Source organism: Vibrio sp. 10N.247.311.51, assembly GCF_041467855.1.
Lineage (GTDB): Bacteria > Pseudomonadota > Gammaproteobacteria > Enterobacterales > Vibrionaceae > Vibrio > Vibrio coralliirubri.
In genome coordinates this window covers 1-22,167 of the sequence record NZ_JBFSVK010000041.1, presented here as the reverse complement: position 1 = coordinate 22,167, position 22,167 = coordinate 1, and the positions used below count along the sequence as shown (strand labels likewise).

Annotated in this window: 16 protein-coding genes and 1 pseudogene; 5 read left to right on the top strand and 12 right to left on the bottom strand. The window is 43.8% G+C overall.

From position 1 onward, the window contains the following. Positions 1 to 3: 3 nt before the first annotated feature. From pstA to AB6E85_RS24125, 3 genes are all read right to left on the bottom strand, one after another. Positions 4 to 867, bottom strand: coding sequence for a phosphate ABC transporter permease PstA (gene pstA, locus AB6E85_RS24135; protein WP_017064256.1), 864 nt, complete (start codon positions 865 to 867; stop codon positions 4 to 6). Between the two features lie 15 nt (positions 868 to 882). After that, a complete protein-coding gene (gene pstC, locus AB6E85_RS24130; protein WP_017064255.1) occupies positions 883 to 1,812 on the bottom strand; it encodes a phosphate ABC transporter permease subunit PstC in 930 nt (309 codons plus the stop codon). A 111-nt stretch (positions 1,813 to 1,923) separates the two neighbouring features. Beyond that, positions 1,924 to 2,745, bottom strand: coding sequence for a phosphate ABC transporter substrate-binding protein (locus AB6E85_RS24125; RefSeq protein ID WP_048609800.1), 822 nt, complete (start codon positions 2,743 to 2,745; stop codon positions 1,924 to 1,926). 473 nt (positions 2,746 to 3,218) lie between these two features. Between AB6E85_RS24125 and AB6E85_RS24120 the strand changes: the two genes are divergently transcribed. Beyond that, positions 3,219 to 4,862: a methyl-accepting chemotaxis protein gene (locus AB6E85_RS24120; RefSeq protein ID WP_372130324.1), complete on the top strand. Its 1,644-nt coding sequence runs from the start codon at positions 3,219 to 3,221 to the stop codon at positions 4,860 to 4,862. 88 nt (positions 4,863 to 4,950) lie between these two features. Here AB6E85_RS24120 and AB6E85_RS24115 read toward each other — a convergent pair whose 3' ends face one another. The 7 genes from AB6E85_RS24115 to AB6E85_RS24085 form a co-directional block, all read right to left on the bottom strand. Next, positions 4,951 to 5,508, bottom strand: a complete 558-nt coding sequence (locus tag AB6E85_RS24115) for a DUF1566 domain-containing protein (RefSeq protein ID WP_372144515.1) — start codon at positions 5,506 to 5,508, stop codon at positions 4,951 to 4,953. 2 nt (positions 5,509 to 5,510) lie between these two features. Then, positions 5,511 to 6,995 carry a DUF1566 domain-containing protein gene (locus tag AB6E85_RS24110; protein ID WP_372144513.1) on the bottom strand — a complete coding sequence of 495 codons (1,485 nt, stop codon included), beginning with the start codon at positions 6,993 to 6,995 and terminating at the stop codon, positions 5,511 to 5,513. A gap of 4 nt (positions 6,996 to 6,999) precedes the next feature. After that, positions 7,000 to 9,327 (bottom strand): proprotein convertase P-domain-containing protein, encoded by a 2,328-nt coding sequence (locus AB6E85_RS24105; RefSeq protein WP_372144511.1) that lies wholly within the window; start codon positions 9,325 to 9,327, stop codon positions 7,000 to 7,002. A gap of 9 nt (positions 9,328 to 9,336) precedes the next feature. Then, on the bottom strand, positions 9,337 to 11,478 hold the full coding sequence (locus tag AB6E85_RS24100) for a TonB-dependent hemoglobin/transferrin/lactoferrin family receptor (protein ID WP_372144510.1): 2,142 nt from the start codon (positions 11,476 to 11,478) through the stop codon (positions 9,337 to 9,339). After that, a complete protein-coding gene (locus AB6E85_RS24095; protein ID WP_372144508.1) occupies positions 11,479 to 13,500 on the bottom strand; it encodes a prolyl oligopeptidase family serine peptidase in 2,022 nt (673 codons plus the stop codon). A 258-nt stretch (positions 13,501 to 13,758) separates the two neighbouring features. Then, on the bottom strand, positions 13,759 to 14,646 hold the full coding sequence (locus tag AB6E85_RS24090; protein WP_372144527.1) for a lipase secretion chaperone: 888 nt from the start codon (positions 14,644 to 14,646) through the stop codon (positions 13,759 to 13,761). A 38-nt stretch (positions 14,647 to 14,684) separates the two neighbouring features. After that, entirely contained in the window at positions 14,685 to 15,626 is a 942-nt protein-coding gene (locus AB6E85_RS24085) for a lipase family alpha/beta hydrolase (RefSeq protein ID WP_372144506.1), read from the bottom strand. A 496-nt stretch (positions 15,627 to 16,122) separates the two neighbouring features. Between AB6E85_RS24085 and AB6E85_RS24080 the strand changes: the two genes are divergently transcribed. After that, entirely contained in the window at positions 16,123 to 17,370 is a 1,248-nt protein-coding gene (locus AB6E85_RS24080; protein ID WP_372144525.1) for an SGNH/GDSL hydrolase family protein, read from the top strand. A 132-nt stretch (positions 17,371 to 17,502) separates the two neighbouring features. On the opposite strand, the gene AB6E85_RS24075 is transcribed toward AB6E85_RS24080, so the two are convergent. Next, complete coding sequence (locus AB6E85_RS24075) at positions 17,503 to 18,834, bottom strand: DEAD/DEAH box helicase (protein ID WP_048609810.1); 1,332 nt, start codon at positions 18,832 to 18,834, stop codon at positions 17,503 to 17,505. Positions 18,835 to 19,195: 361 nt separating this feature from the next. On the opposite strand from AB6E85_RS24075, the gene AB6E85_RS24070 reads away from it, so the two are divergent. Beyond that, positions 19,196 to 19,462, top strand: a complete 267-nt coding sequence (locus tag AB6E85_RS24070) for an Lpp/OprI family alanine-zipper lipoprotein (RefSeq protein WP_017061882.1) — start codon at positions 19,196 to 19,198, stop codon at positions 19,460 to 19,462. Between the two features lie 180 nt (positions 19,463 to 19,642). Here AB6E85_RS24070 and AB6E85_RS24065 read toward each other — a convergent pair whose 3' ends face one another. Next, the gene (locus AB6E85_RS24065; RefSeq protein WP_372144503.1) at positions 19,643 to 20,617 is read right to left on the bottom strand and encodes a L,D-transpeptidase family protein; all 975 of its coding nucleotides are present in this window, start codon (positions 20,615 to 20,617) and stop codon (positions 19,643 to 19,645) included. A gap of 346 nt (positions 20,618 to 20,963) precedes the next feature. Here AB6E85_RS24065 and deoD point away from each other — a divergent pair, with 346 nt between their 5' ends. After that, the gene (deoD, locus tag AB6E85_RS24060) at positions 20,964 to 21,674 is read left to right on the top strand and encodes a purine-nucleoside phosphorylase (protein ID WP_017061880.1); all 711 of its coding nucleotides are present in this window, start codon (positions 20,964 to 20,966) and stop codon (positions 21,672 to 21,674) included. 82 nt (positions 21,675 to 21,756) lie between these two features. After that, positions 21,757 to 22,167: pseudogene (locus AB6E85_RS24055) on the top strand (lactate dehydrogenase); the annotation flags it as partial.

Here is a 22,167-nt window from a genome sequence, read left to right as displayed (position 1 = left end):
AGCTTAGTAAGTTGCCGTGTTGAAGCGTCTCGCAATCAGTTTTGTAACCATGTTGATCAAGAGAACCAGTACGATTAAGACTGTCGCCGTGCCGTAGGCTTGGTTCCACTCATCGATAGTAAATAGCTCTGTTGTCAGCTTATATAGGTGAACCGTTAGTGTACGGCCAGAATCGAATACCGACTCAGGAACACGTGCCACCATACCTGCTGTTAAAAATACAGGTGCTGATTCGCCAATTACACGACCAATACTAAGAATGACCGAAGTTAAGATACCTGGCATTGCGCTTGGTAAGATCAAACGCCAGATAGTGTAGATTTTTGAAGCGCCAAGGCCATATGAGCCTTCGCGGTAAGTTTGTGGCACTGCCATCAATGCTTCTTCTGTAGTACGAATGATTACAGGAAGAATCAAGATACTTAGCGTTAGTGCACCCGACAGAATCGAGAAGCCAAGACCAAGAATCGAAACAAAGAAGGTCATACCGAACAGACCAAAGATGATCGATGGGATACCAGCTAGCGACTCCGTACAGAATCGAATCACTTTCACCAATCGGCTACCTACTTTCGCATATTCAGTTAGGTATATCGCCGTCATGATGCCTAGTGGCGCGGCTACCGCAATCGATGCAATGACCATGTAGATCGTGGCAATGATCATTGGGAAAATACCACGTTCTTCACCAGTACGAGTGTAATCGTCAGTGATGAAGTTCCAATCTACGTATTGCAGACCATTCGATAGGATGTACCAAATAATCCAGAATAAGAAACCAACGGTTACAGCTGCAGCTGCCCAGATAAAACCTTTTAGGATGTTATCTTTGGTTTGACGTGCTTGTTTTAGTTTTACGCGATCCATATTACTTATCCTCGCCTACTTCGCTTTTTCACGGTTAAGATAAAGTAGAGCACCATTTAACATCATGATGAACACTAGAAGTACAACACCTGTTGCGTACAGTGCGTTAGCGTGAACGCCACTTGCGTAAGACATTTCAATTGCAATGTTTGCTGTTAGCGTACGAGCAGAGTCCAAAATGCCTTCTGGCATTGCTGGCGCGTTACCCATAACCATGATGATTGCCATCGTTTCGCCAAGTGCGCGACCGATACCCAAAATCACACCAGTCATAATGCCTGAACGTGCAGCAGGAACGAGTAGCTTAAAAATCGTGTAGATTTTCGAAGCACCCAGTGCAAGTGAACCTTCTTTGTATGTACGAGGTACAGCACGAATCGAAGTTTCAGAAACCGTGATAACGGTAGGAAGAATCATGATACCCAGAACAATGATACCCGCCAGGATAGTGTTACCCGCTGGTACTTGGAAAACGTTCTGAATCATTGGAACGATAATTACTAGACCGAAGAAGCCGTAAACTACCGACGGGATACCCGCTAGAAGCTCAACTGCTGGTCGAATAATATCTGCAAGACGCTTCGGAGCAATCTCAGCAATAAAAATAGCGGTTAATACACCAACTGGCACACCAACAACTACAGCTCCAAGTGTCGAAACAATCGATGCAACAATCATGGTTGCAACACCGAATAGAGCTGGAGGTAACCAGTCAACACCCAGAACGATGCCAGAAACGCCGGCCTCTTGGAATGCAGGGATACTCTCTGCAACGATAAAGTAAGCGATAACGGCTAGTGATACGATGCCGATTACAGCACTCGATAAGAACAAGCCGTGGAAGATTCTTTCTCTCCAGTCGATGCGCTTCTTAGCACGTAGACTTGGCTTGTTGATTTGAGTCGCTTCAGTATTCATAAGCTTTTCACTATTTGCGATGGTCATATATAAAATCTCAAACTTTGTGGCTCAATAAGAGCTCGAAATAAACAAAGTTGAAAGAAAAGGCTCAGCCTAAAGCAGGCTGAGCAATAATTAAGATTGAGTCAGTTAAGATTAGTTAACTGTGATGTAGCCTTTTTTAGCTGAGATAGCTTGAGCTTCGTCTGCAACCATCCAGTCTAGGAATTGTTGAGTTTCAGCTGATGGAGCGCCATCTTTGTAAAGAACTAGGAAAGGACGAGCAACTTTGTAAGAACCGTTCTTAACGTTGTCTACAGTCGCAGCAGCGCCGTCGATAGTTAGAGCTTGAACAGATTCGTCAACTGTACCTAGAGAGATAAAGCCGATAGCGTATGGGTTGCTTGCTACAGAAACTTTAAGTGCGCCGTTACCGTTTGCAACTTGTGCACGTTGAGAGATAGCCGATACTTTCTTATCGCCAATCTTCTTCTTAAGTTTCATGATGTCTTCGAATGCACCACGTGTACCAGATGCAGTATCACGAGTGATTGCTACGATTGGCTTGTCAGCACCGCCAACATCTTTCCAGTTAGTGATGTCGCCTTTGTAGATTGAAGTGATTTGCTCAGCAGTAAGAGCAGATACTTCGTTGTTCGGGTTAACAACAACTGCGATACCGTCACGAGCGATAACTAGCTCTTTCAGGTCAGCTGTTTTCTCTTCTTCTTTTAGGTCACGAGAAGAGATACCAAGGTCAGCACTTCCATTTTTTGCTGCTTTGATGCCTGCAGAAGAACCTGGTGCTTGAATTTCGATGAACACTGGTTCGCCTTTATTCATGTAGGTTTCTGCAAAAACTTCAACCAGTGGAGAAGCACTGTTAGAGCCAACTACAGAGATAGTTTCTTTAGCTGAAGCTGTATTCACTGTTAGAGCGCCTAGTAGTGCGATTGCACCGATAACTGTCTTTTTCATCACAAATTTCCTTTAGTGGCGTTATTGCCGTAATGTTGTGTTTTGCTTGAACGAGGCCTACTTTAGAATCTGAATATGACAGTTGTGTTTCACTTAATTGAAGCCTATATGACAACTACAACTTATTTTCTTGTTTCTCCCCTACCAAATAGCCTTAAAGTAATAAATCAGCCCCACTCATAGGCACCGAAAATTCATTCCAACCTATTTAAGCTAAACCGCTCAATATCTCGCCATCCCTTTTATTTTATTACCTAATACCACACAAGGTTCTGTGCCAAATAACCCTACCTTAAAAATGGCTAAAGCCTTGTTTGTACAATAAATATTCAAAATTTATCAAATATCTATCTCATATATCAAAATCGAATTCATTACTGATTGAATTGTCATTCTCAGAAGTTAGAATCACCTGCTAATTACAATAATAACAATTGCTTCTGCTCATTTATTTATTCAAAGAAGGACATTACATGCGCCAACTTCTCAGTGGCTTATCAATCAAAATACAAATTCTTATACCCGTATTATTTTCCGTCGTCTTACTTTTAGCCGGTGTCATCATCGGTGGTGAAAAGCTAGAAAGTGCATTCAAAGATGTATCAGTAGCGACCGACCAATTAATCTTACATAAAGAAGAACTAAGCGAAATCGTCGACAACAGCTATGGCATGCGCATCAAAGCGATTTACAGTCTATTCAATGCTGATGACGTAAAAACACTGGTTGAAACACTAAACCAAAAACGCGACCAAAATACTCGCCTACTGAATTCATTAGACACAGTGCCAGGCATGCAAGATGAAGTAGCAGCGATGAACAAAGCGATGAATCACTATGTCGACTTTTCTCGTACAACAATGCTTCCTTTATTAAGAGCGAAGCACGGCGATGCATCACTCTCTTCAGATTTTGAAAACCGCTACCAGATTGCAATCGACCAATACCGTCACGCAGGTAATGACATGGTGCAAGCGATCAACACACTTTCTAAAAAGTTGAACCTGCTTGCGACTCAAGAAGTCGACATCAATGGCCAGCAACACACCAGCACACTCAATACAGCGACCATTGCACTGTTGGTGATCCTGTCTGTAGCTCTAGTTATCAGTTGGACGCTGGCTGGTATCATTGTTAAACCGATCAGCAATATTCAGGAAACCATGCGCGAAGTAGCCAAAGGTAACTTGTTAGTAAAAGCAGAAGAGTATGGCGATAATGAAATCTCACGCCTTGCGCAAGACGTAAACCAATCGGTAGACCAACTGCGTGATACGGTAAGCTCGCTGTCTCGAATCAGTATCGAAGTGGCTTCTGCGTCGACAGAGCTAGCAGCGGTAATGACACAGTCCAGCGTTAACTCAGACCAAGAGAAGCAAGAAGTGGAGCAAGTCGCTTCTGCTGTAAACCAACTAGAAAGCACCGCATCGCACGTTAATGAGAACGCAGTACAAGCTGACTCAGCGTCTAAGCAAGCCGACGAAATGGCAACACACAGCATGAGCTTGTTTAATGAAAGCAACAAAGCTAACGAACAGATGGCGATTCAGCTAAGCGAAGCTGCAAATGTTGTGGGCACGCTAAAAGAGCACTCTGAGCAGATTGGTAAAGTGATTGAGGTGATTCAAAGCATCTCTGAACAAACTAACCTGCTTGCGCTTAACGCAGCAATCGAAGCGGCTCGCGCAGGTGAAAGTGGTCGTGGTTTCGCGGTTGTTGCTGATGAAGTTCGAATGCTAGCGGCACGCACACAAGACTCAACTAAAGAGATCCAAACCATTATTGAAGGTTTGCAGGTTCAATCTGGCAACGCTAACGAGAGCATGAGCAGTTCATTAGCTATGCTAGAGCACAACCAAACACTGGCAGCGGAAGTAAGCACAGCCCTTTCAGGCATTGCTAACTCGGTAACGGATATGACGGAGATTAACACTCAGGTAGCCTCAGCCGCAGAAGAGCAAAGCCAAGTAACCTCAGACATCAACCGTAATATCTCAAACATCTACAGCTTAGTAAGCCAAAACGTAACCGGCATTACTCAAGCCGCTGCAGCAAGCCACGAGCTATCTAACCTAGCTGAGCAACAGAAGCAGCAGTTGGACTACTTTAAGGTCTAGGGTTTAAGGTTTAAGTTAAGACCTAAATACCAAAACCTAAAAGGCCGTGGAGAACCACGGCCTTTTTATTCAGAACATTTCCATTAAATTATTCTGCAACTAATAAGACGCTAAATTTATATTGTGCAGCGTTGTACTGGTAAACCTCACCATTAATCGAATCAAACGTCATCACGCTCTGTCCACCACCTGCAGGCGTTGAGCTCCAAATAAATGAAGCTAAGTTTCCGACTTCAACGTTAAACGTATCACCGAACACCTTGTGACTTATTGCTGGAGAGTGACAAGCCACCTCTTTTAATGATACCAACTCTTTGATGTTTGGCATGCGCCATTCTTTTACGCCTGCAAACTGATGTAACACATGGCTACCAATCTGGTCATTAATTGATTCAACCATGGAGAGCGCACTTTGCCAATGGTACGTTTCAGCAGGTCCACTACAAGCTAATGTCTTCGTATCCCAAGTTTTACCTAGTTGACAACGCATCCACGTTAATCCAGTCAGTTCATCGCTAAACGTCCCATTATCATTCGCAATGTAACGCGTACTTGGAGCTGATTTTTCGATATTCAAGCTGCACTCTTGTGCTATTGCACCCGCAGAAAATAGACCAATCAAAGTAATGGTTAATAAATTTTTCATCGCTATTTACCTTGTAGTGAAACTAAACGAGCTGGAAATTGGTATGAATCGTAATTGTCTGAAGAATCAACGTCGCCAGAGTAAATTTCGAGAGAACTGATGTATCCACGATCGCCGCCAAGGGTGCCAATTTCGTTGTAATAAAAGCCCCCATCAACGGCAGTATTACTGTACTGATTATAAATAATGGATTGATTCCATACCGACCCTATATAGCTTGTGTAGTCGATCCCAGCCGTTTGGTGGGGGAAGTACTTATAAGTTAAACCGTAAGCCTTACCATCCGAGTTGGTTTCTGTCTCACCAAAGTCGAGTAGATTATAAAATTCATGAAATGTTGGTAAACGCCAGTCAGATTTTCCACATAAGTTAATTGAGTTAATGTGCTCCACGTAATCTTGGGTCGTACAAACTTGATCGCCTTTGGTCTTACACGTTGCTAGATCAACATCCTGATCGTAACGCGTTACTACTCCAGGCAGTTCAAGGGCTAATAAGCGGTCTTTGTGTTGAATCGAGTTTTCATCATCCGTTTTCGATTCCCAAATCAAGCCACTGCGTTGATCCAAAACGCAAGACCACTCTGCTGCATCATCGGCAAGCACCTGACCATTAGCATCCAACTTCGCGAACTGAAAACCATTGCCAGTGTTCGTATTCAACTCGGTTTTATCAAAACCATACTCTGCATCTTGACCGGGGAATGAGCTCTGTGGTTCTGCCACATCTTGTGTGTCATCAATATCAGAGAAGTAACGTATGACACCGGTATCATTCAATGCTGTCGCAGCTTTCAATTCACCCTCTAAGAAGTTTGCAAAAGCGACAACCTCTTCATTAGTCAGTACTCCATTGACATAATCAGCCGCACTCTTATCAAACTTCGCACTCAACTGAGCGAGCATGAATGCACGATTCGAGTGCTTAAACGCCTTAATTGTTGATACAATATTTTGCTCCAAACTCGCGAGCTCAGACGCAGATAAATCATCTTGTATGTCACCAGAAATAGAGATGCCACTTTTCGCCAACTGCGCTTTTAACTTGCTGTTGGCCTCAGTAACCGTCAATCCATCCGCAACATAACCAGCCAGTAATGAGCTAATACCATTGATCTCATTCCCAGCGTTTTTTTGTAAACCAGGTGCCGCTATGTAAGCGTAAGAAGATGCAGAACCACTTGTACTATTTGCAGCAATCCCCGTATCGACTTGTGCTAACAAAGGCACCGATAAAATCGATTTTTTAGTACTGGTAATACTAAATTCACCATTCGCGTTAGCTGTTGAACTAGGCTCTCCGCTGTCACACATGTAGTTCTGGTTTATGTCTGCGCAGACCTGACTTTGCAAGTCTATATTCTGAGCTGTGATTGTACCTGACACTGTGTAGGTTGGTGCCGCTGATGCAGAGGTATCGGAACCGCCCGAACCACCACAGCCAGCAAGAGCCAAAGAGATAGCCAAAATTGTCAATTGAGGTTTCATAGAATTATCTTCTTGTTTTGTTTTTAAAGAGCCTTGCCACTAAAGACAAGTAACGCGTAGTAAATGACCTGCCGAACGAGAGCAAGGACATGAATAGAATCAACATAGGTGAAGCCGAGCCACCAGACGAACCGCTGGCAACGACTGGTTCTTTTGGTGATGAGGTTGTTTCACCACACTCGTATTTTGAAATAGTGCCAAGACCCCAACGTTTTAAGTGCCCAGTTTCACCATTCACATAATCGGCAACTTCTAAGCGCCAAGATCCGTTAATAGGCTCCCCCTTAAACGAATCTAGAATCGAGTCATGCTTGAGTGTGAAGTAACCATCAAAGCCAGAAAATCGCGTCGATTTATGGTTCAGTAAATCTATCCGTGTCCCTCTAGGTGAAATCAAGGTGACCACTAAATCACTCAATCGAGGGTGATCGATCTCTAGGTACACTCCGAAATTTTCGTCTGCCGTTTGAACCGCTCCATTTAGGGTGTAATTAAATGTTTTAAACCCAACGATCGGCTGATTTGTTGAGCTCAATCTGCTGTCTGGAAGATAGCCGTTCATTTCTTTGATATCGGATTCGAGGACAGGTAACCCATAAACAAGTGACAAATTATGCTGCCAGTTTTGTGATTTCAAAGCGTCGCTGTATTGATAATCGACGCTCGTATTCATGATGACTGACGAACCACAAACCTCACCAGTAGGAAGTTTTGCCTCTATCAACAGTTGGTTAACAGGATCGCTAACGAATGGCTGTGTTAATGTCGATATTTTGACCTGACCGTCGACCTGTGCCTGTCTGAGCGTGGGATACAACTCGATCGCTAGCGCTTTTTCTGGATCAACATAGCGGCTAGCTACTTCAACCTTAAACGGCTCTATTACCAGCCCATGCACATCAAATTTTTGCTTCAATATTTCGGCATAATCGCGATTTGGATACAGTTTTTGAGCCACAAACAGCGTGCTCTCAGCTAAGTTGTGCATTTTCAACCCACGACCAACCCCGTACATAGATTCGAGTACAATTGAATCGAATTCTTTAAAAGCGAGCTCACCATATTGTTCAACCGATGCTTTCAGAGCCTGGAACAAAGGCGTTGACCAAAGCTCATCACCTAGCTCACCCGCAACGCTTTCATGAGGGCGATATTCCGCTTGTCTAAAGTAACGTGCTCTTTGGTTCCATAGGCTGCGAGTGGTATTCCTGACCCCGAAGTATCCATCCCAGTTAAAGACGGTATCGATCTCGAACTCTTGTCCACGAGTTTGAGCATTTTCATATTGAGTACGAAAGCTAAAACTACCCGCCCAGTAATCACCAAAACCTTCACCGATTGCGCCGGTATGACCATAAGCCCAATCTTTTACTATGTGATAATGAATCCCATGCCCCAGCTCATGCAGGATCACATCACCATCTAGTGCATCAGGAGATCCTCCACCGATACCAAACAAAGCGGCTTTGGGGCCATAGTAATAGGTCGAGTTATCTGCGGATAAACCTCTGCCATCGAACTCAAGTGGCTCTTCAAACAGATCGAAGCCCAAGTTGCTGATATAACGCAAAGATTGATCAAGGTGAGCGAAAACCATTAATTGCGGGAATCGTGTATCTTGCCAATCTACATTTTGTAGTTCAGCTAGGTCAGTAAACTTAGCGACACCTTCAGCTGCGAGGAAATTTGAAGCATCACGGTTCGTTACAGCACCCGAGTCAGTATCAATAGAATATAAGGCAGCTGCATCAACCTGAGAGACACGATCATTGGTAAGGTAGATACCATCGCTGTGGGTCAAAACCTCCACATCAGTTTGTACATAATGTGGAAGACTCGGGTATTGGCTAACATCGGTAAGTAAAGATTCTGGTGGTGCAGCTTTGTCCATAGTTCTCAAATCTGGACTGAATACATTTACATGCGTCGAAACCACTTGCCCGCTGCTTAAGCTTGGCGCTCGCTCAGCTTCTAGCAAACGAGGAACTTCAAGCTCAGCTGCCGTTGTCGGAATTCCATTGAGTAATATGGTATTTTCCAGACTCCTGAAGACTCGCGAAACCTGCTCGTCTATGTTGGTTGATAACACCACAGACTTCTGTTGTTGGTACTCGCCTTCGATCAATACATCGAAGTTGTAGTGGTGCCCCAACTTAGACTGAGTTTGATAACGAAACCTAAACGTACCAACCTCAGGGTAAGCTTGTTCTAAATAGGCTTTGGCTTCCTGTTGCGTTGTCACAACAGTATTATCAATTGGGTAATCCCACTCGGCAGCGCTACTGGCTGCTGAAACCAAGAACAAAGTGAGGTATAGAGGGCTCTTTTTCATATACCCTCCTTAAAACGCATACTTGGCGTTAACGGTGAAGTAGCGGCCAGGTTCTGTGGAGTAAATTTTATTGTTGTCCGCAATACCCGCAACGTCTTGGTATCGGATATATTCTTTGTCGAATAGATTCATAACATTGGCGCTAACATCCAAACCAAAATTCCAAGAGTAACTGACTCCCAAGTCGACACTTGCCCAGCCAGAAGTGGTCGCACAGTCAGTAACGATACCTAAATCATCTTCACACTGAGGTACGCTATCCATAGCTTGAGCCCAATTAACCATCGCGTAAGCGGAGAACATGTTGTCGTCATAAGTCACCTCGGCATTGCCTTCCCAAGGGGTTAATGTGCGAACTTTTTCTCCATCCTCATCTTCACCATCAACAAAACCGACTTTGGTACTCACACTCCAAAAGTCACTCAAACGATGCGCAATTGACGCTTCGATGCCGTACGTCTCGACTCCATTTACGTTTTGATACTGCTTGTAGTAGTTGCCTGTATTTGAGTCAGGCACAAACGTGATCTGTTTAACGTCGATAAAATTATCGAACTTCTGATAGAAAACGGCGGCGTATAACTGAGTTGGGCCATTATCAAACTTACTACCTAGCTCAAACGAATCACTGGTTTCGGCCTCTAGGTCCATATTAGGCACAATGACAAATGGGGTAATTGGGACAAAGTCATGGTTTTGATAACCATAAATTTTGTCATAACCCGGAGCTCTAAAGCCGTGGTTGTACGAAAGGTATGTGTTGAGAGATTCTGTTAACTGATAACTCACCGATAAGCTAGGTGAGAACTCGCTAGAGCTTTGTTCCTTCACTTCGTAGCCATTGATCGTGCTCTGTGACTCAGGTTTCAACTGGTGTAAATCAAAACGGGCACCTGCCGTCACCGTCCACTGATCAATTTCAATCGCATCACGAACAAATGCAGCAAAGTTGTACGAGCGAGCTGGAGCAAAAGGGACATCCGCGTTAAGTGACACTCCGTTCCAGTCTAAAACAGAAGATTGACTTGGGCGCTCATGGAGGTTGGTTTCCATGCTCATGCCATAAGACAAGGTATGGCTCATGTTTTGATGTTGGAATGCGCTAATAAAATCGGCGTTAGCACCAAGAAGTTTATCCGTGAAACCACGAACATCAATCGTTCTACGAAGCTCGGAAACGTTGTTGTTGGTTCGAGACATCAAACGATTCGTTGTGTCCTCATTAGTCATATCACGCCAATATATCTTGGCATCTAACTCCTCAAACCAAGAATTTAGGGGCAGATACTCAAAGCCCGCATACGCAGAAAACGTCTCAGTATAAGACTGTTGGTCAAAATCTTCAGTGTCCCACTTACCGTCTTTTTGGATCTTAGAGGTACCTTCTTTTCGACTTAGATTCTCTTTGTAGTACTCAACATTCCCTTTGAGCATCAAGGCATCACTTGACCAGTAGTTCAAGGTGTACCCACCACCGACACCATCTATGTCTCGGTTATATAAGTCTTCATCAAAATTTCGTGTTTCTTCACCTTCCCAATAAGAAAGATTAACCAAGCTTTCGAATTTTCCCGAACGGAAGGCGAGGTTTGTTGCGCCTTTGTATTTATTACTGATACCGGTATAGGTTGCAGAGACATCACTATAGAAATCTTTGTCCTCTAAATAGTCCCCCGGCTTTTTAGTCCGAACCACCACCACACCACCAATAGCACCTGAGCCAAATACAGACGAACTCGCCCCTTTTATAACCTCAATACTTTCTAGGTTAGACATATCAAACGAGTTACGTCCAATCTTGTCATTGATGTCATTGGCACCAAAGCCATCAGCAGACTTGATTCCGTCTTTCACAATCAAGATACGGTTACCTGTCATTCCGCGGATAGTGATGTTTTGAGGTCGCCCCGCTCCCCCAGAAACACTAACTCCCGGTTCGCTCTTTATTGCATCATAAAGCTCTGTTGCACCCTTTTTCTCTAGTTCTTCACCAGTGATCACAGCCACTGACCCAGCGACTTCGGATAGTGGCTGTTCTATTTTATTCGCTGTTACGATCACTTCTTCAAAGTGATAAACCTCAGATTCGGCGTGCACGAGGTTGGCAGCAAGTACACTCAGTACTGCCGCTGATAAGGGGGAAAGCTTCATTTACTGCTCCGCTTTAATGTCTTTTGGGATAAGTGATAAAAGAAATGCGTACTCAAACGCTTGTTGAGATTGCGATCGTCGCCTGTCTGCCGAGTGCCCTTGAGTAAAGTTTGTCGACAATAAATAAGGCCCGCTCCCGGTCGTTAGTTCGCTAAGTTTTGCGTAATACTTAGCTCCTTCCCAATAGGGAACTCGGCGGTCATTGAGGCCAACCTGAATCAATATTGGTGGGTAGTTTTGTTCGCTAAGATTCAGATAAGGGTCGTATTGCTGCATTACCTTCAATTCATCGGCAATATTTGGATTACCCCACTCACCATACTGCTGAGCCGTTAGAGGTATTGCAGAATCAGACATGCTGTTCACGACATCGACAAAGGGGACTTTAAGGACTGCACCATTAAACAAGTCAGGAGCCTGATTTAATGCTGCGGCAACAAGAGTGCCACCAGCGCTTCCACCCATAGCGTAAATTGGGCGTCTACCTTGATCGTATGTCGTCAAATCTCGAGCTACAGCAATGAAATCCGAGATAGCATTCTCTTTTTTGACCCCTTTTCCTGCTTGGTACCAAGCGTCACCATAAAAGCCGCCACCGTGAACATGTGCAATTGCATAAATCACGCCCTCATCAAGTAGGCTAATGATTTGGGGCATAAAGTAAGGCTTCATCGCCATTCCGTAGGCCCCGTACCCGTACAAAAACAGAGGTGTATCCTTCGTGAGCTTATCCTTGCGATACGCCAAAGTTACTGGGATCGCAACCCCGCCAGAGTTGACGATGACTTGCTCGGAATAATAGTTAGATTTTTGATATTCAGGGTAGTGATCTTGAGAGAAGAGCTCTCGTTTTAGAGTGTCAGTATTCAGCCGCTCCCACTTCGCTGGCTGAGTTAAAGACATGCTTCGAATGTGCAGTTTGTTACTTTGGTAGTCACCTACTTGGCTTACCCAAGCAACTTGACCCAGTTCTGCTATCAGCTGTCTTGAACGATGACGGCCGTCGTTATCGAAGAATTGTAAGAATTGAGACGCACCAGTCTGGGTGATGATCACAGGCCCAGACTCAAACAGATGAAAGTTACTGATTCTAGATTCATCACTCGGTTTAAAAACAGCATTCCAACTATCTATTTTTGATGCTTGATTAAGCGCTACCGAGTAAAAAGCAAATCCCTTGCGAGCATGGTTACTGTTTGAGAATAAACGAGAGCCAACAACATCAACGTAGTACTCCACGCCAGTTCTGCGAGGTAAGAAAGGTATAGAGATTTCGCCGGTATCAAGATTTAACAGGCGTTGCTCACTTGAATCTTCATTGTTTGCCTGAACGATAGCAAATTGCGTATCACTTGAAAGGTAGTACGACAGTAACCACGCAGAATCTGGTTCTTCAATTAATTGATTTGGTTCTGACTGGTCTAAGAAGTATTGCGTTAGCGCATAAGGTCTCGAAGTTTGTTGCTCAAGTTGAACCAAATACAGAGATTGATCGTCTTTCGACCACGCAAGTGTACTGTCTACATTCCGCGCGATTGGGGTAACTTGACGAGTTTTAAGATCAACAACACTGACTCGGTACTGTTCTGATCCTGTGTCATCTTCGGCGATCGCCAGCTGTGTTCTGGTTGAGTTTAATGCCCAGCCAGCTAACTGATAGTAATCAAGACCGGTAGATCGATCGTCAAGGTTAAGTAGCTCCGTTGATTCTTCATTCCCAACCAATCGGGACGACAAAACTCTTTCACCATTGTGATTGAGGATCGCATACTCATACCCATCAATTTCAAACCACGGTTTGTCAGCTCTCTCTGGGCGATTGTCCTGCCAATTGTCTTGCAAGGATTCACTCAATAACCGAATACGTTCTTGATATTGCTGAGTTTTATTATTTTGTTGATTAAGATAGTTGAGTACGTTGCTCGCGCTACGGGAATCATCTCTAAGCCAAGAGAACTGATCGGAAGCACTGACCGTCCCCATCAGTAAAAGAGTAAAAGCTAACAACACAAACACTTTCATAAACTCAACAAATCCATACGCTAATTTAATAAATTTCGCGTATACTGCACCCAAACGATAATGAGATCAATTATCATTTACATAAATATGTGATATTAATCACGATAAATACGTCAATTAATTATGAATTGGTCTTGTATTACTATGAAATATTTATGTTTACTCAGGAGAAGAAAGGTAGTTGATAATTTTGATTATAAGCAATAATTTACCTTATTACAGAATAAGCAATCGTTTACTTAATTAAGCTAAATGACTTTACTGTTTAGCTTCATTAGCTCGAATTCTTTCAATCGCTTCTACCCTTCTAAGCTGTTCTGGTAGGAAATGTTCAGTTCTAAGTTGCGCAATTGTCTCTTGTTGTTCGGTTTCTGATAGGGCTAAGTCGTTCAAAACATCATTTCGTTCTGCGAAGTAGACCTCTAACGAGTCTTCAAAGGCCGCTCTTTGTTTATCAAGTGCTTCAAGTCTTTGGGTTGCTTCTTCACCAACAAGTTCGCTTCTCTTTAAGTATTTACCCTGTTCATCGAGACCTTCAGAGCTTGAGAGTTGTTGGAGTAACACCTGATTCTGGTGACTCGACTGAACATAATCAGGTTGCTCAGATAGATAGGATTCGAGTCTTTGCTGGTATTCTTCATCCTCTAATCCCTCCTGTTTCAGAAGTAACTTTTCTAAAGCGATTTCTCTCATTCTGTTGTCGTGCGTAAACAGAATACTTATCTCGCTCTCACTGAAGAACTGAGCTTGAAGGTCAAGGAGTGCTTGATTGAGTGCGCGTAGGTCATCAGCGGAAATGGATGTGGTGTCGAATTGCACGTCCAATGATGTCAGTGCCGACTTGTACTCAAGATACTTGGCAAACAGTGCTTCATCGACAATCGTAGCTTGTGATTGCTCGTGGTGTTTTGCCACATTGTCACGAATCTCTTCGAGGGTTAATTCTGTATTGCCTGACACGAAATATTCCATCATGTCTTTGGCTGATGCGTTATCGATGTCGGTATCTTTCTGAGAGGCAACTTTCAATGCGGAGACGCGTTGTTCGTCGTCAGTATGTGTATCTTGATTATTTAGATATAAAAAGACCGCCGCTGTGCTCATCAGGGCTATCGTGGTTATCGACAAAATGGCGGTCTTTTTCATCATACTTTCCTTGTTTTCTTATTAAACGGCTTTGCAGACTACAAGCCAGCCAACTTCAATCGATTGGCATGCTGACGATATAGAGTCACAGGATCGGTCTCAAACAAGTGGTGAATTCCCAATAACCCATTGATCTCATCTAGGTGGTTCATTTTGTAATCATCACCAATGACTTTGCCCAAATGCGCGCTGCATGCCCCTACTAACCCGTCATTAGGTTCATTGAAAGCTAAGCCTAGGATTGTCATGGCTCCGTCGGTAGGATCAAGAAGGTTGGTAAAAGTGGAAGACCCTGTCCATGAATAGTAATAAACGCCGTTACTTGCTTGCCACTCACCATCACCACACTCAGACGTCGGAACGCCCTCTGGGTAAAACTGGTTGAATGCTAGCGAGCCTTCTGTGGTCAATGCTTCAAGAGAAGCGAGGCCGTCTTGGTCGAGATCCGTTCCACCAGATAAAAGGTTAATCAGTGTCGTTAATCCACCTGCTAGTTTAACCGCAATACCTTCTGTGACAGAGCCTTCAGATACGTTCCCTCGAACGAGATCAGCAACCTTAGAACCTTTATGCACACCACCAATACTGGTCACTGAAGCCACAAGATCCGGTCGAACCGACGCAACATAACGAGCCGTAGGCCCCCCGTGGCTGTGACCAACCAGATTCACCTTACTTGCTCCTGTTGCAGCTAGCAGCGTTTCAACTTGACTGAGTAACTGTTCACCACGGACCTCAGAACTGTTGGTTGCAGAGACCTGAGCGACGTATACGCTCGCGCCATCTTTGGTTAGGGATTCAGGTACGCCATAGAAATAGTCGACGCCCGCTAATGTATCGAAACCAAACAGACCATGTACCAACATAATGGGGTATTTCGTTTCAGTGTATCCGCTGGCTTCTAATGCTGATGCGCTCGTTCCGGCATATACGCCAAAACTGGATAGGCAGGCTATCGACCAAATTAATATCTTTTTCAATGCTCTTTCCTTAAACAGATTAGACCTCTGATGAGTAAAAGAACCGTAGATGATGATTTTATAAAACAGAAAGTAACGATTTGATATTTGTGATGGCGAACTTGAATTAAACAGGTGCGATGAACATCAGACGACCAGAATCGTGATAAAAACTAAAACCATAAGCAATTGATTAAATTAATATTTAGTTAATCTTAATGAGATTGCTCATTCAATATCCCGACTCAAATATCAATTCCAAATTCTCAATAAACCAAATTTTTTCGACAAATAACCGTTTGGAAACAGGTATTTTTCAACCATAAACTCGTTGAAAACTTGATACTTATGCCATTAACGACACACCAAAGCCCTGAATATATTGACGCTAATTATTGATTTTAGATATAGGTCGTACCAGTTATTTACTTATCCCCTTATCAACAAGCAACAAGCAACAAGCAACAAGCAACAACGTTTTTGTTTGGCTCATCTAAATATAAAAGAGAATACAGTGATGAAAAATACGGCTTTAATACTCACGTTAGCCCTGCCTTTTGGCGCTTATGCCGCTGAAGACTCAATATCGACACCAGAATCAATTACATCCGCACAAGTACTCAGTACACAAGGCTCAGAGACCTATTCGTACGTTCGATGTTGGTATCGAACCGATGCCTCTCATGACTCTCCGGCCACCGACTGGAAGTGGGCCAAGAAAGAGAATGGTGATTACTACACGATCAACGGATATTGGTGGTCTTCTGTTTCTTTCAAAAACATGTTCTACAGTGATGCGCCTCAATCTGAAATCAAACAGCGTTGCGAACAGACGCTCGACATCCAACATGACGCCGCTGACATCACCTACTTTGCCGCAGATAATCGCTTCTCTTACAATCACTCCATCTGGACCAACGACAATGCTTTTCAAGCCAATAGCATCAACCGTATTGTCACCTTTGGCGATAGCCTGTCCGACACTGGTAATCTTTTTAATGGCTCTCAATGGGCTTTCCCCAACGCAGATTCTTGGTTTTTAGGGCACTTTTCGAATGGTTTAGTCTGGACGGAGTATTTAGCAAAAGCGAAAGATGTCCCTCTGTATAACTGGGCTGTGGGTGGCGCCGCAGGTACCAACCAATACGTGGCATTGACTGGTGTTTATGATCAAGTCACCTCTTATCTGACCTACATGAAAGTCGCCAAAAACTATCGTCCGGAAAACTCACTGTTTACTTTAGAGTTTGGCCTCAATGACTTCATGAATTACAACCGAGAAGTCGCCGATGTAAAGGCTGACTTTAGCAGCGCGCTGATCCGCTTAACAGAATCTGGTGCGAACAATATCCTGCTGTTCACCTTACCCGATGCAACCAAAGCCCCTCAATTCAAATACTCTACCGAACAAGAGATAATAAAAGTTCGTGGCAAGATCTTAGAATTCAACCAGTTCATCAAAGCTCAAGCCGAGTATTACCAAGGTATGGGGAAAAACGTGGTGTTGTTCGATGCAAGTGCGTTGTTCGCCAGCATTACCGATAACCCAGAACAACATGGCTTTCGAAACGCGAGTGATGCTTGTCTTAATATCAATCGAAGCTCAGCCGCAGACTATTTAAGAAGCCACAGCTTAACTAATGATTGTGCGACCTATGGTTCAGACAGTTATGTATTCTGGGGCGTGACGCACCCAACCACCGCCACACACAAATACATTGCCGACCATATCCTAGCTTTTTCATTCTCAACATTTGATTTCTAAAGCCTTTAGAGCAACTCCGTAACCTGAGGCAGCACCTCTTAGGCACAAAAGTCAGATACAAAAAAACCGCCTAATAATGGCGGTTTTTATTTATGTCAGTTTTACAAACAAACGCTTTTAGCTGGCTGTTGATTACTCGTCGTCAGTTTTTGGCGCAACTTTTTTCTTAGGGATAAACACTGTATCACCCACTGCCACATTCTGGTGGAAGCTCTTATCGCGCTTAACTGGTTTCTTCGGCGTTTTCTTCGCTTGAGTGTTGGTTTTCTTCTTCGCAGGACCGCCTTTAGCAAACGCAGGTTTACGAGGTTTAATACCTTTGAACTTACCTTTTAGGCCTTCAAGCACAGAGAAAGTAAGATCTTGTTGAAGGTAAAGCTCAACACGCTTGAAGCTGTCCCAGTCTTTTGGACCAACCAAAGAGATTGCATCGCCTTTGTTACCTGCACGGCCAGTACGACCAACACGGTGGACGTACTCTTCGGTGTGCTTCGGCATATCAAAGTTGATTACGTGGCTTACGTTTGGAATATCGATACCACGAGAAGCAACATCGGTTGTTACCAAAATCTTGTAAACCGCACGCTCAAACTGGCTCATGATCGCATTACGCTGCGTTTGGTTTAAGTTACCGCTCAGTGCAACTGCTTTAAGCTTCTTCTCATTCAGCTTATCCGTTAGGCGATCAGTATCAGCACGAGTTGCTGTGAAGATCATGACCTGACGGTATTCAGCTTCTTCTAATACACGATCTAAAATCGCTTCTTTGTGATCTAGGTGATCACATAGGTAGAATTTTTGAGTGATATCAAGGTGCTGTTCGTTAGAAACACCCACCGAGATGCGCTTAGGTGCATCCAGCATTTCATTGGCAATGCCGTTCACTTCAGCATGATCCAGCGTTGCAGAGAACATTAGCGTCTGACGACGACGGTGCTTAGCCGCGTTTGCAATGCGACGCAGTTCTGGAGCAAAGCCAAGATCAAGCATACGGTCTGCTTCATCGAGGATTAGCGTTTCAACACCATCAAGGAACAATGAGCGGTGCTCTAGGTGGTCAGCAAGACGACCTGGCGTCGCTACGATAAAGCGAGGGTACTTACGGAGTGCTTTAACTTGGTCGTTAAAGTTCTCACCACCTAAGATAAGCGCCGCTTCATAAGACAGACCACCAAGCATGCTACGCAATTCGCCGTAAACTTGCTTCGCTAGCTCACGAGTAGGAGCCAAAATTACACCACGAGGATCTTTAGCAGAAAACGCTTTTGTTTTTAATGCCTTATGTATCATTGGCAACACAAACGCCAATGTTTTTCCTGATCCCGTTTTTGATGAAGCCAATAGATCCTTACCAGCAATAGCAACAGGGATCGCTTTTGATTGGATCTCTGTCGCCTTCTTGAAGTCGTAATGTTTTAAGTTCTTCAGTAAGCGGTTATCTAAGCCTAAATCTTTAAAGTGCAAAGGACTCTCCAGTCATGATGGTATTGAATAAAATTAATTTAACGTGACATGATACCGCGAAAGTACTTTATAAGGATAGAGATCACAGTAAATTTATCCCTTTATCTATCTTTAGCTAGAACATTGTATGCATTGCTAGCAAAGGGGTGGCCCTCCAAAAACACCTTCAAGTCGTCTCTAAATCCTGCATCTCATAAGTGAGACAGAACGTGATGCTTAGCTAATTACCTCAAAAATTTAGCAATTTCTTTAGTTATTGTTTTTGCAGTTAAAAAATTAGTCGCTACAATCATTAATGAAGCGACTATATGATAAAGAATGTATAGCGCATCTTTTGATGATAAATAAGCAAGGAGTTCTTATGAATAAGACGTTAATCGCAGCTGCAGCATCAGTTTTCATTCTAGCCGGTTGTTCTTCAGAGCCAGAAGAAGCTGCAGTGTCAGAAATGGATCAACTAACTAACCAAGTGGCTCAACTTACAAGCGAAGTTGAAGCACTTAAGAGTGACAAAGCAGCCGCAGAAATGAAGGCTCAAGAAGCAGAAGCAGCCGCTATGGCAGCGAAAGAAGAAGCGGATCGTGCTAACGAACGCATCGATAACATCGCTGAGTCTTACACTAAGTAGTTTGAGATCTAATCGCGATTAAGCTGTAGATTAAATAAGTCGCAAAAAGCAGTATATAGACAGCACCACTTCTTAACGAATGTGGTGCTTTTTTTTTTGGGCGATACCAATTCGAGTAGAAGGTATTGATTCGAGTAGAGAAAAGATAAAACGCCCCTTGTTACAGAAGAGGCAGTCGAATTAAAACTCAATCACAGGTGGTGCTATCTCTACAGGTACGCCGTTTTGAGCAAAGATAACCGCTTTCGCCTTTGAATTTGGCAGTTCTGCGTCTTCAAGCCACCATTTTAGTTCCACAGGGATCTGTAATGATTTCTTTGAACCATCACTTCGAGTTAATGGCTCGTGCGCTTCAACAAACACACTTCTATCTGGTTCTAATGACACCTTAATCGGCTCATTGATAATGGTGACCTGTTCACCACGGTTCACTTGCTCAAATAGCCACTCAATATCTTTAGGTTCCATTCGGATACAACCAGAGCTAACTCGTAAACCTATTCCGAAGTCTTTGTTAGTACCATGGATCAAATAGTCGCCAGCGCCATAAGCAAGTCTCAAAGCATACTCACCCAATGGATTTTCCGGCCCAGCGGGAACCACTCTCGGTAATTCAATACCCTTTTCAAGATACTCTTTGCGGATTGAATTTGGTGGCGTCCATGTTGGATTCGGTCTTTTTTGGCTTATCTTGGTGATCATCTCGGGAGTATCGCGCCCCACTCGACCGATGCCGACAGGGAAAACATGCACCTGATTTTTCTCGGGCTCAAAGTAATACAACCTTAACTCAGCAAGATTGATGACGATCCCCTTTCTTGGGGTGTCAGGCAAAATCAAGCGGCTTGGAATGCTTAACACATAGCCTTCCGCGGGAAGAAAAGGATCCACCCCTTTGTTAGCTGCCATTAAAGAGAGAAAACCAATATCGTATTGCTTGGCAATGATGGCCAAGGTTTCGCCCGCCGCCACTTCATGCTGCTGGATTCTGCCCACAATGCGGCTTTCTGTCGGTGGCAATTCAAAGGTTGCAGCAGACACCCACGATGAAGCTATCCCGCTGGCAAGCAAAGTGGTTCTTACAACAAGCGACGCCGCCCTGTGAAGTCGTGTTTTCATTGACGGCAAAGGCGTCGAGTTAGCGCAATGCGACATACAAATCCTTGGTTTGTCTTTTATCAAAGTTTAGATTATCTCTGATCAAACGTCTCTACAACGTATTGTTGTCTCGGAACTGATAGGCAACAAGTTTATATGTAAGCCTTTTCCTCTCATTCGCTTGCAATTAACCCATACAAAATCGATTGCCTTTACGCTTTCAACAGATTTGGTTATCAATATTAATAAAACTATAATGACGGACCTATTTTGTGACTAAAGTCTCATGGAGCCACGTTCTAACTCGCTAATATTGCCTCAACAAAACGAATTCAATTCAACAGAATCGGTAATTGATTAAATCCTGTTCCTATAATTACCGTTTAAACTTTGGAGAACGACCATGGCTACACCTCATATTAATGCTCAAGCTGGTGATTTCGCAGAAACAGTACTTATGCCGGGCGACCCGCTTCGCGCAAAATACATTGCAGAAACATTCCTTGATGACGTGAAGCAAGTTTGTGACGTTCGCAACATGTTTGGCTACACAGGCACTTACAAAGGTAAGAAAGTTTCTGTAATGGGCCACGGTATGGGTATCCCATCATGCTGCATCTACGTACACGAGCTAATCGCTGAGTTCGGCGTGAAAAACGTAATTCGCGTAGGTAGCTGTGGCGCAGTACGTGACGACGTTAAACTAATGGACGTTGTTATCGGTATGGGTGCATCTACTGACTCAAAAGTAAACCGCATTCGTTTCAACAACCACGACTTCGCTGCTATCGCTGATTTCGGTCTTCTAGAAGAAGCAGTAAACCAAGCACGTGCACAAGAAGTTCCAGTTAAAGTTGGTAACGTATTCTCTGCAGACCTTTTCTACACTCCAGAAGCTGACCTTTTCGAAAAAATGGAAAAGCTAGGCATCCTAGGTGTTGATATGGAAGCGGCTGGTATCTACGGCGTTGCTGCAGACCTTGGTGCTAAAGCACTAACTATCCTAACAGTATCTGACCACATCATCCGTGGTGAAAAACTAAGTTCTGAAGAGCGTCAAAAATCTTTCAACGACATGATGAAAGTTGCTCTAGAGACAGCAATCAACATCTAACGATTTGATAAAAGATACATTGAAAAGCGTTACCCCGCAGCCAGGCTCGCTTGGCTGCTCAAATAATCCCGAGGGGGAGATCGTGTCTAACGACAAGCTGCCAAAAGATGCGGATGGTTTGCAACTCAACTTTTGTAAAACATTGGCGTGTGACAACTTTGGCTTGAGCGATGCAAAACGGTATGTTTTGCAACACGCGAACCCTAAGCGTCCAGCGATGGTTTGTCGTGAATGTGGAGCTTTCCCCCCCTTACTTAACAATCGTGAAGTGTTAAGCGAACTTCATCGCCTAAGACAACTTCACAGCGATGGGCTTCCTGCTTGTCGTAATGATGACTGCGATAATTTCGGCTTATCGGTTCATACCCACAAACATCTTTATCATGCCTTCGGCTACAGTGGCGACAGGCAGCGTTATAGATGCAAAGACTGCCAATCAACCTTCGTTGATAAATGGTCTGGATCCAATAAAAAACTCCAATTTCAAGAGAAC

Bases quoted from the DNA above. Each gene is read 5' to 3' on its own strand.
- pstA (WP_017064256.1), bottom strand. From the start codon at position 867: ATGGATCGCGTAAAACTAAAACAAGCACGTCAAACCAAAGATAACATC.
- pstC (WP_017064255.1), bottom strand. From the start codon at position 1,812: ATGACCATCGCAAATAGTGAAAAGCTTATGAATACTGAAGCGACTCAA.
- AB6E85_RS24125 (WP_048609800.1), bottom strand. From the start codon at position 2,745: ATGAAAAAGACAGTTATCGGTGCAATCGCACTACTAGGCGCTCTAACA.
- AB6E85_RS24120 (WP_372130324.1), top strand. From the start codon at position 3,219: ATGCGCCAACTTCTCAGTGGCTTATCAATCAAAATACAAATTCTTATA.
- AB6E85_RS24115 (WP_372144515.1), bottom strand. From the start codon at position 5,508: ATGAAAAATTTATTAACCATTACTTTGATTGGTCTATTTTCTGCGGGT.
- AB6E85_RS24110 (WP_372144513.1), bottom strand. From the start codon at position 6,995: ATGAAACCTCAATTGACAATTTTGGCTATCTCTTTGGCTCTTGCTGGC.
- AB6E85_RS24105 (WP_372144511.1), bottom strand. From the start codon at position 9,327: ATGAAAAAGAGCCCTCTATACCTCACTTTGTTCTTGGTTTCAGCAGCC.
- AB6E85_RS24100 (WP_372144510.1), bottom strand. From the start codon at position 11,478: ATGAAGCTTTCCCCCTTATCAGCGGCAGTACTGAGTGTACTTGCTGCC.
- AB6E85_RS24095 (WP_372144508.1), bottom strand. From the start codon at position 13,500: ATGAAAGTGTTTGTGTTGTTAGCTTTTACTCTTTTACTGATGGGGACG.
- AB6E85_RS24090 (WP_372144527.1), bottom strand. From the start codon at position 14,646: ATGAAAAAGACCGCCATTTTGTCGATAACCACGATAGCCCTGATGAGC.
- AB6E85_RS24080 (WP_372144525.1), top strand. From the start codon at position 16,123: ATGAAAAATACGGCTTTAATACTCACGTTAGCCCTGCCTTTTGGCGCT.
- AB6E85_RS24070 (WP_017061882.1), top strand. From the start codon at position 19,196: ATGAATAAGACGTTAATCGCAGCTGCAGCATCAGTTTTCATTCTAGCC.
- AB6E85_RS24065 (WP_372144503.1), bottom strand. From the start codon at position 20,617: ATGTCGCATTGCGCTAACTCGACGCCTTTGCCGTCAATGAAAACACGA.
- deoD (WP_017061880.1), top strand. From the start codon at position 20,964: ATGGCTACACCTCATATTAATGCTCAAGCTGGTGATTTCGCAGAAACA.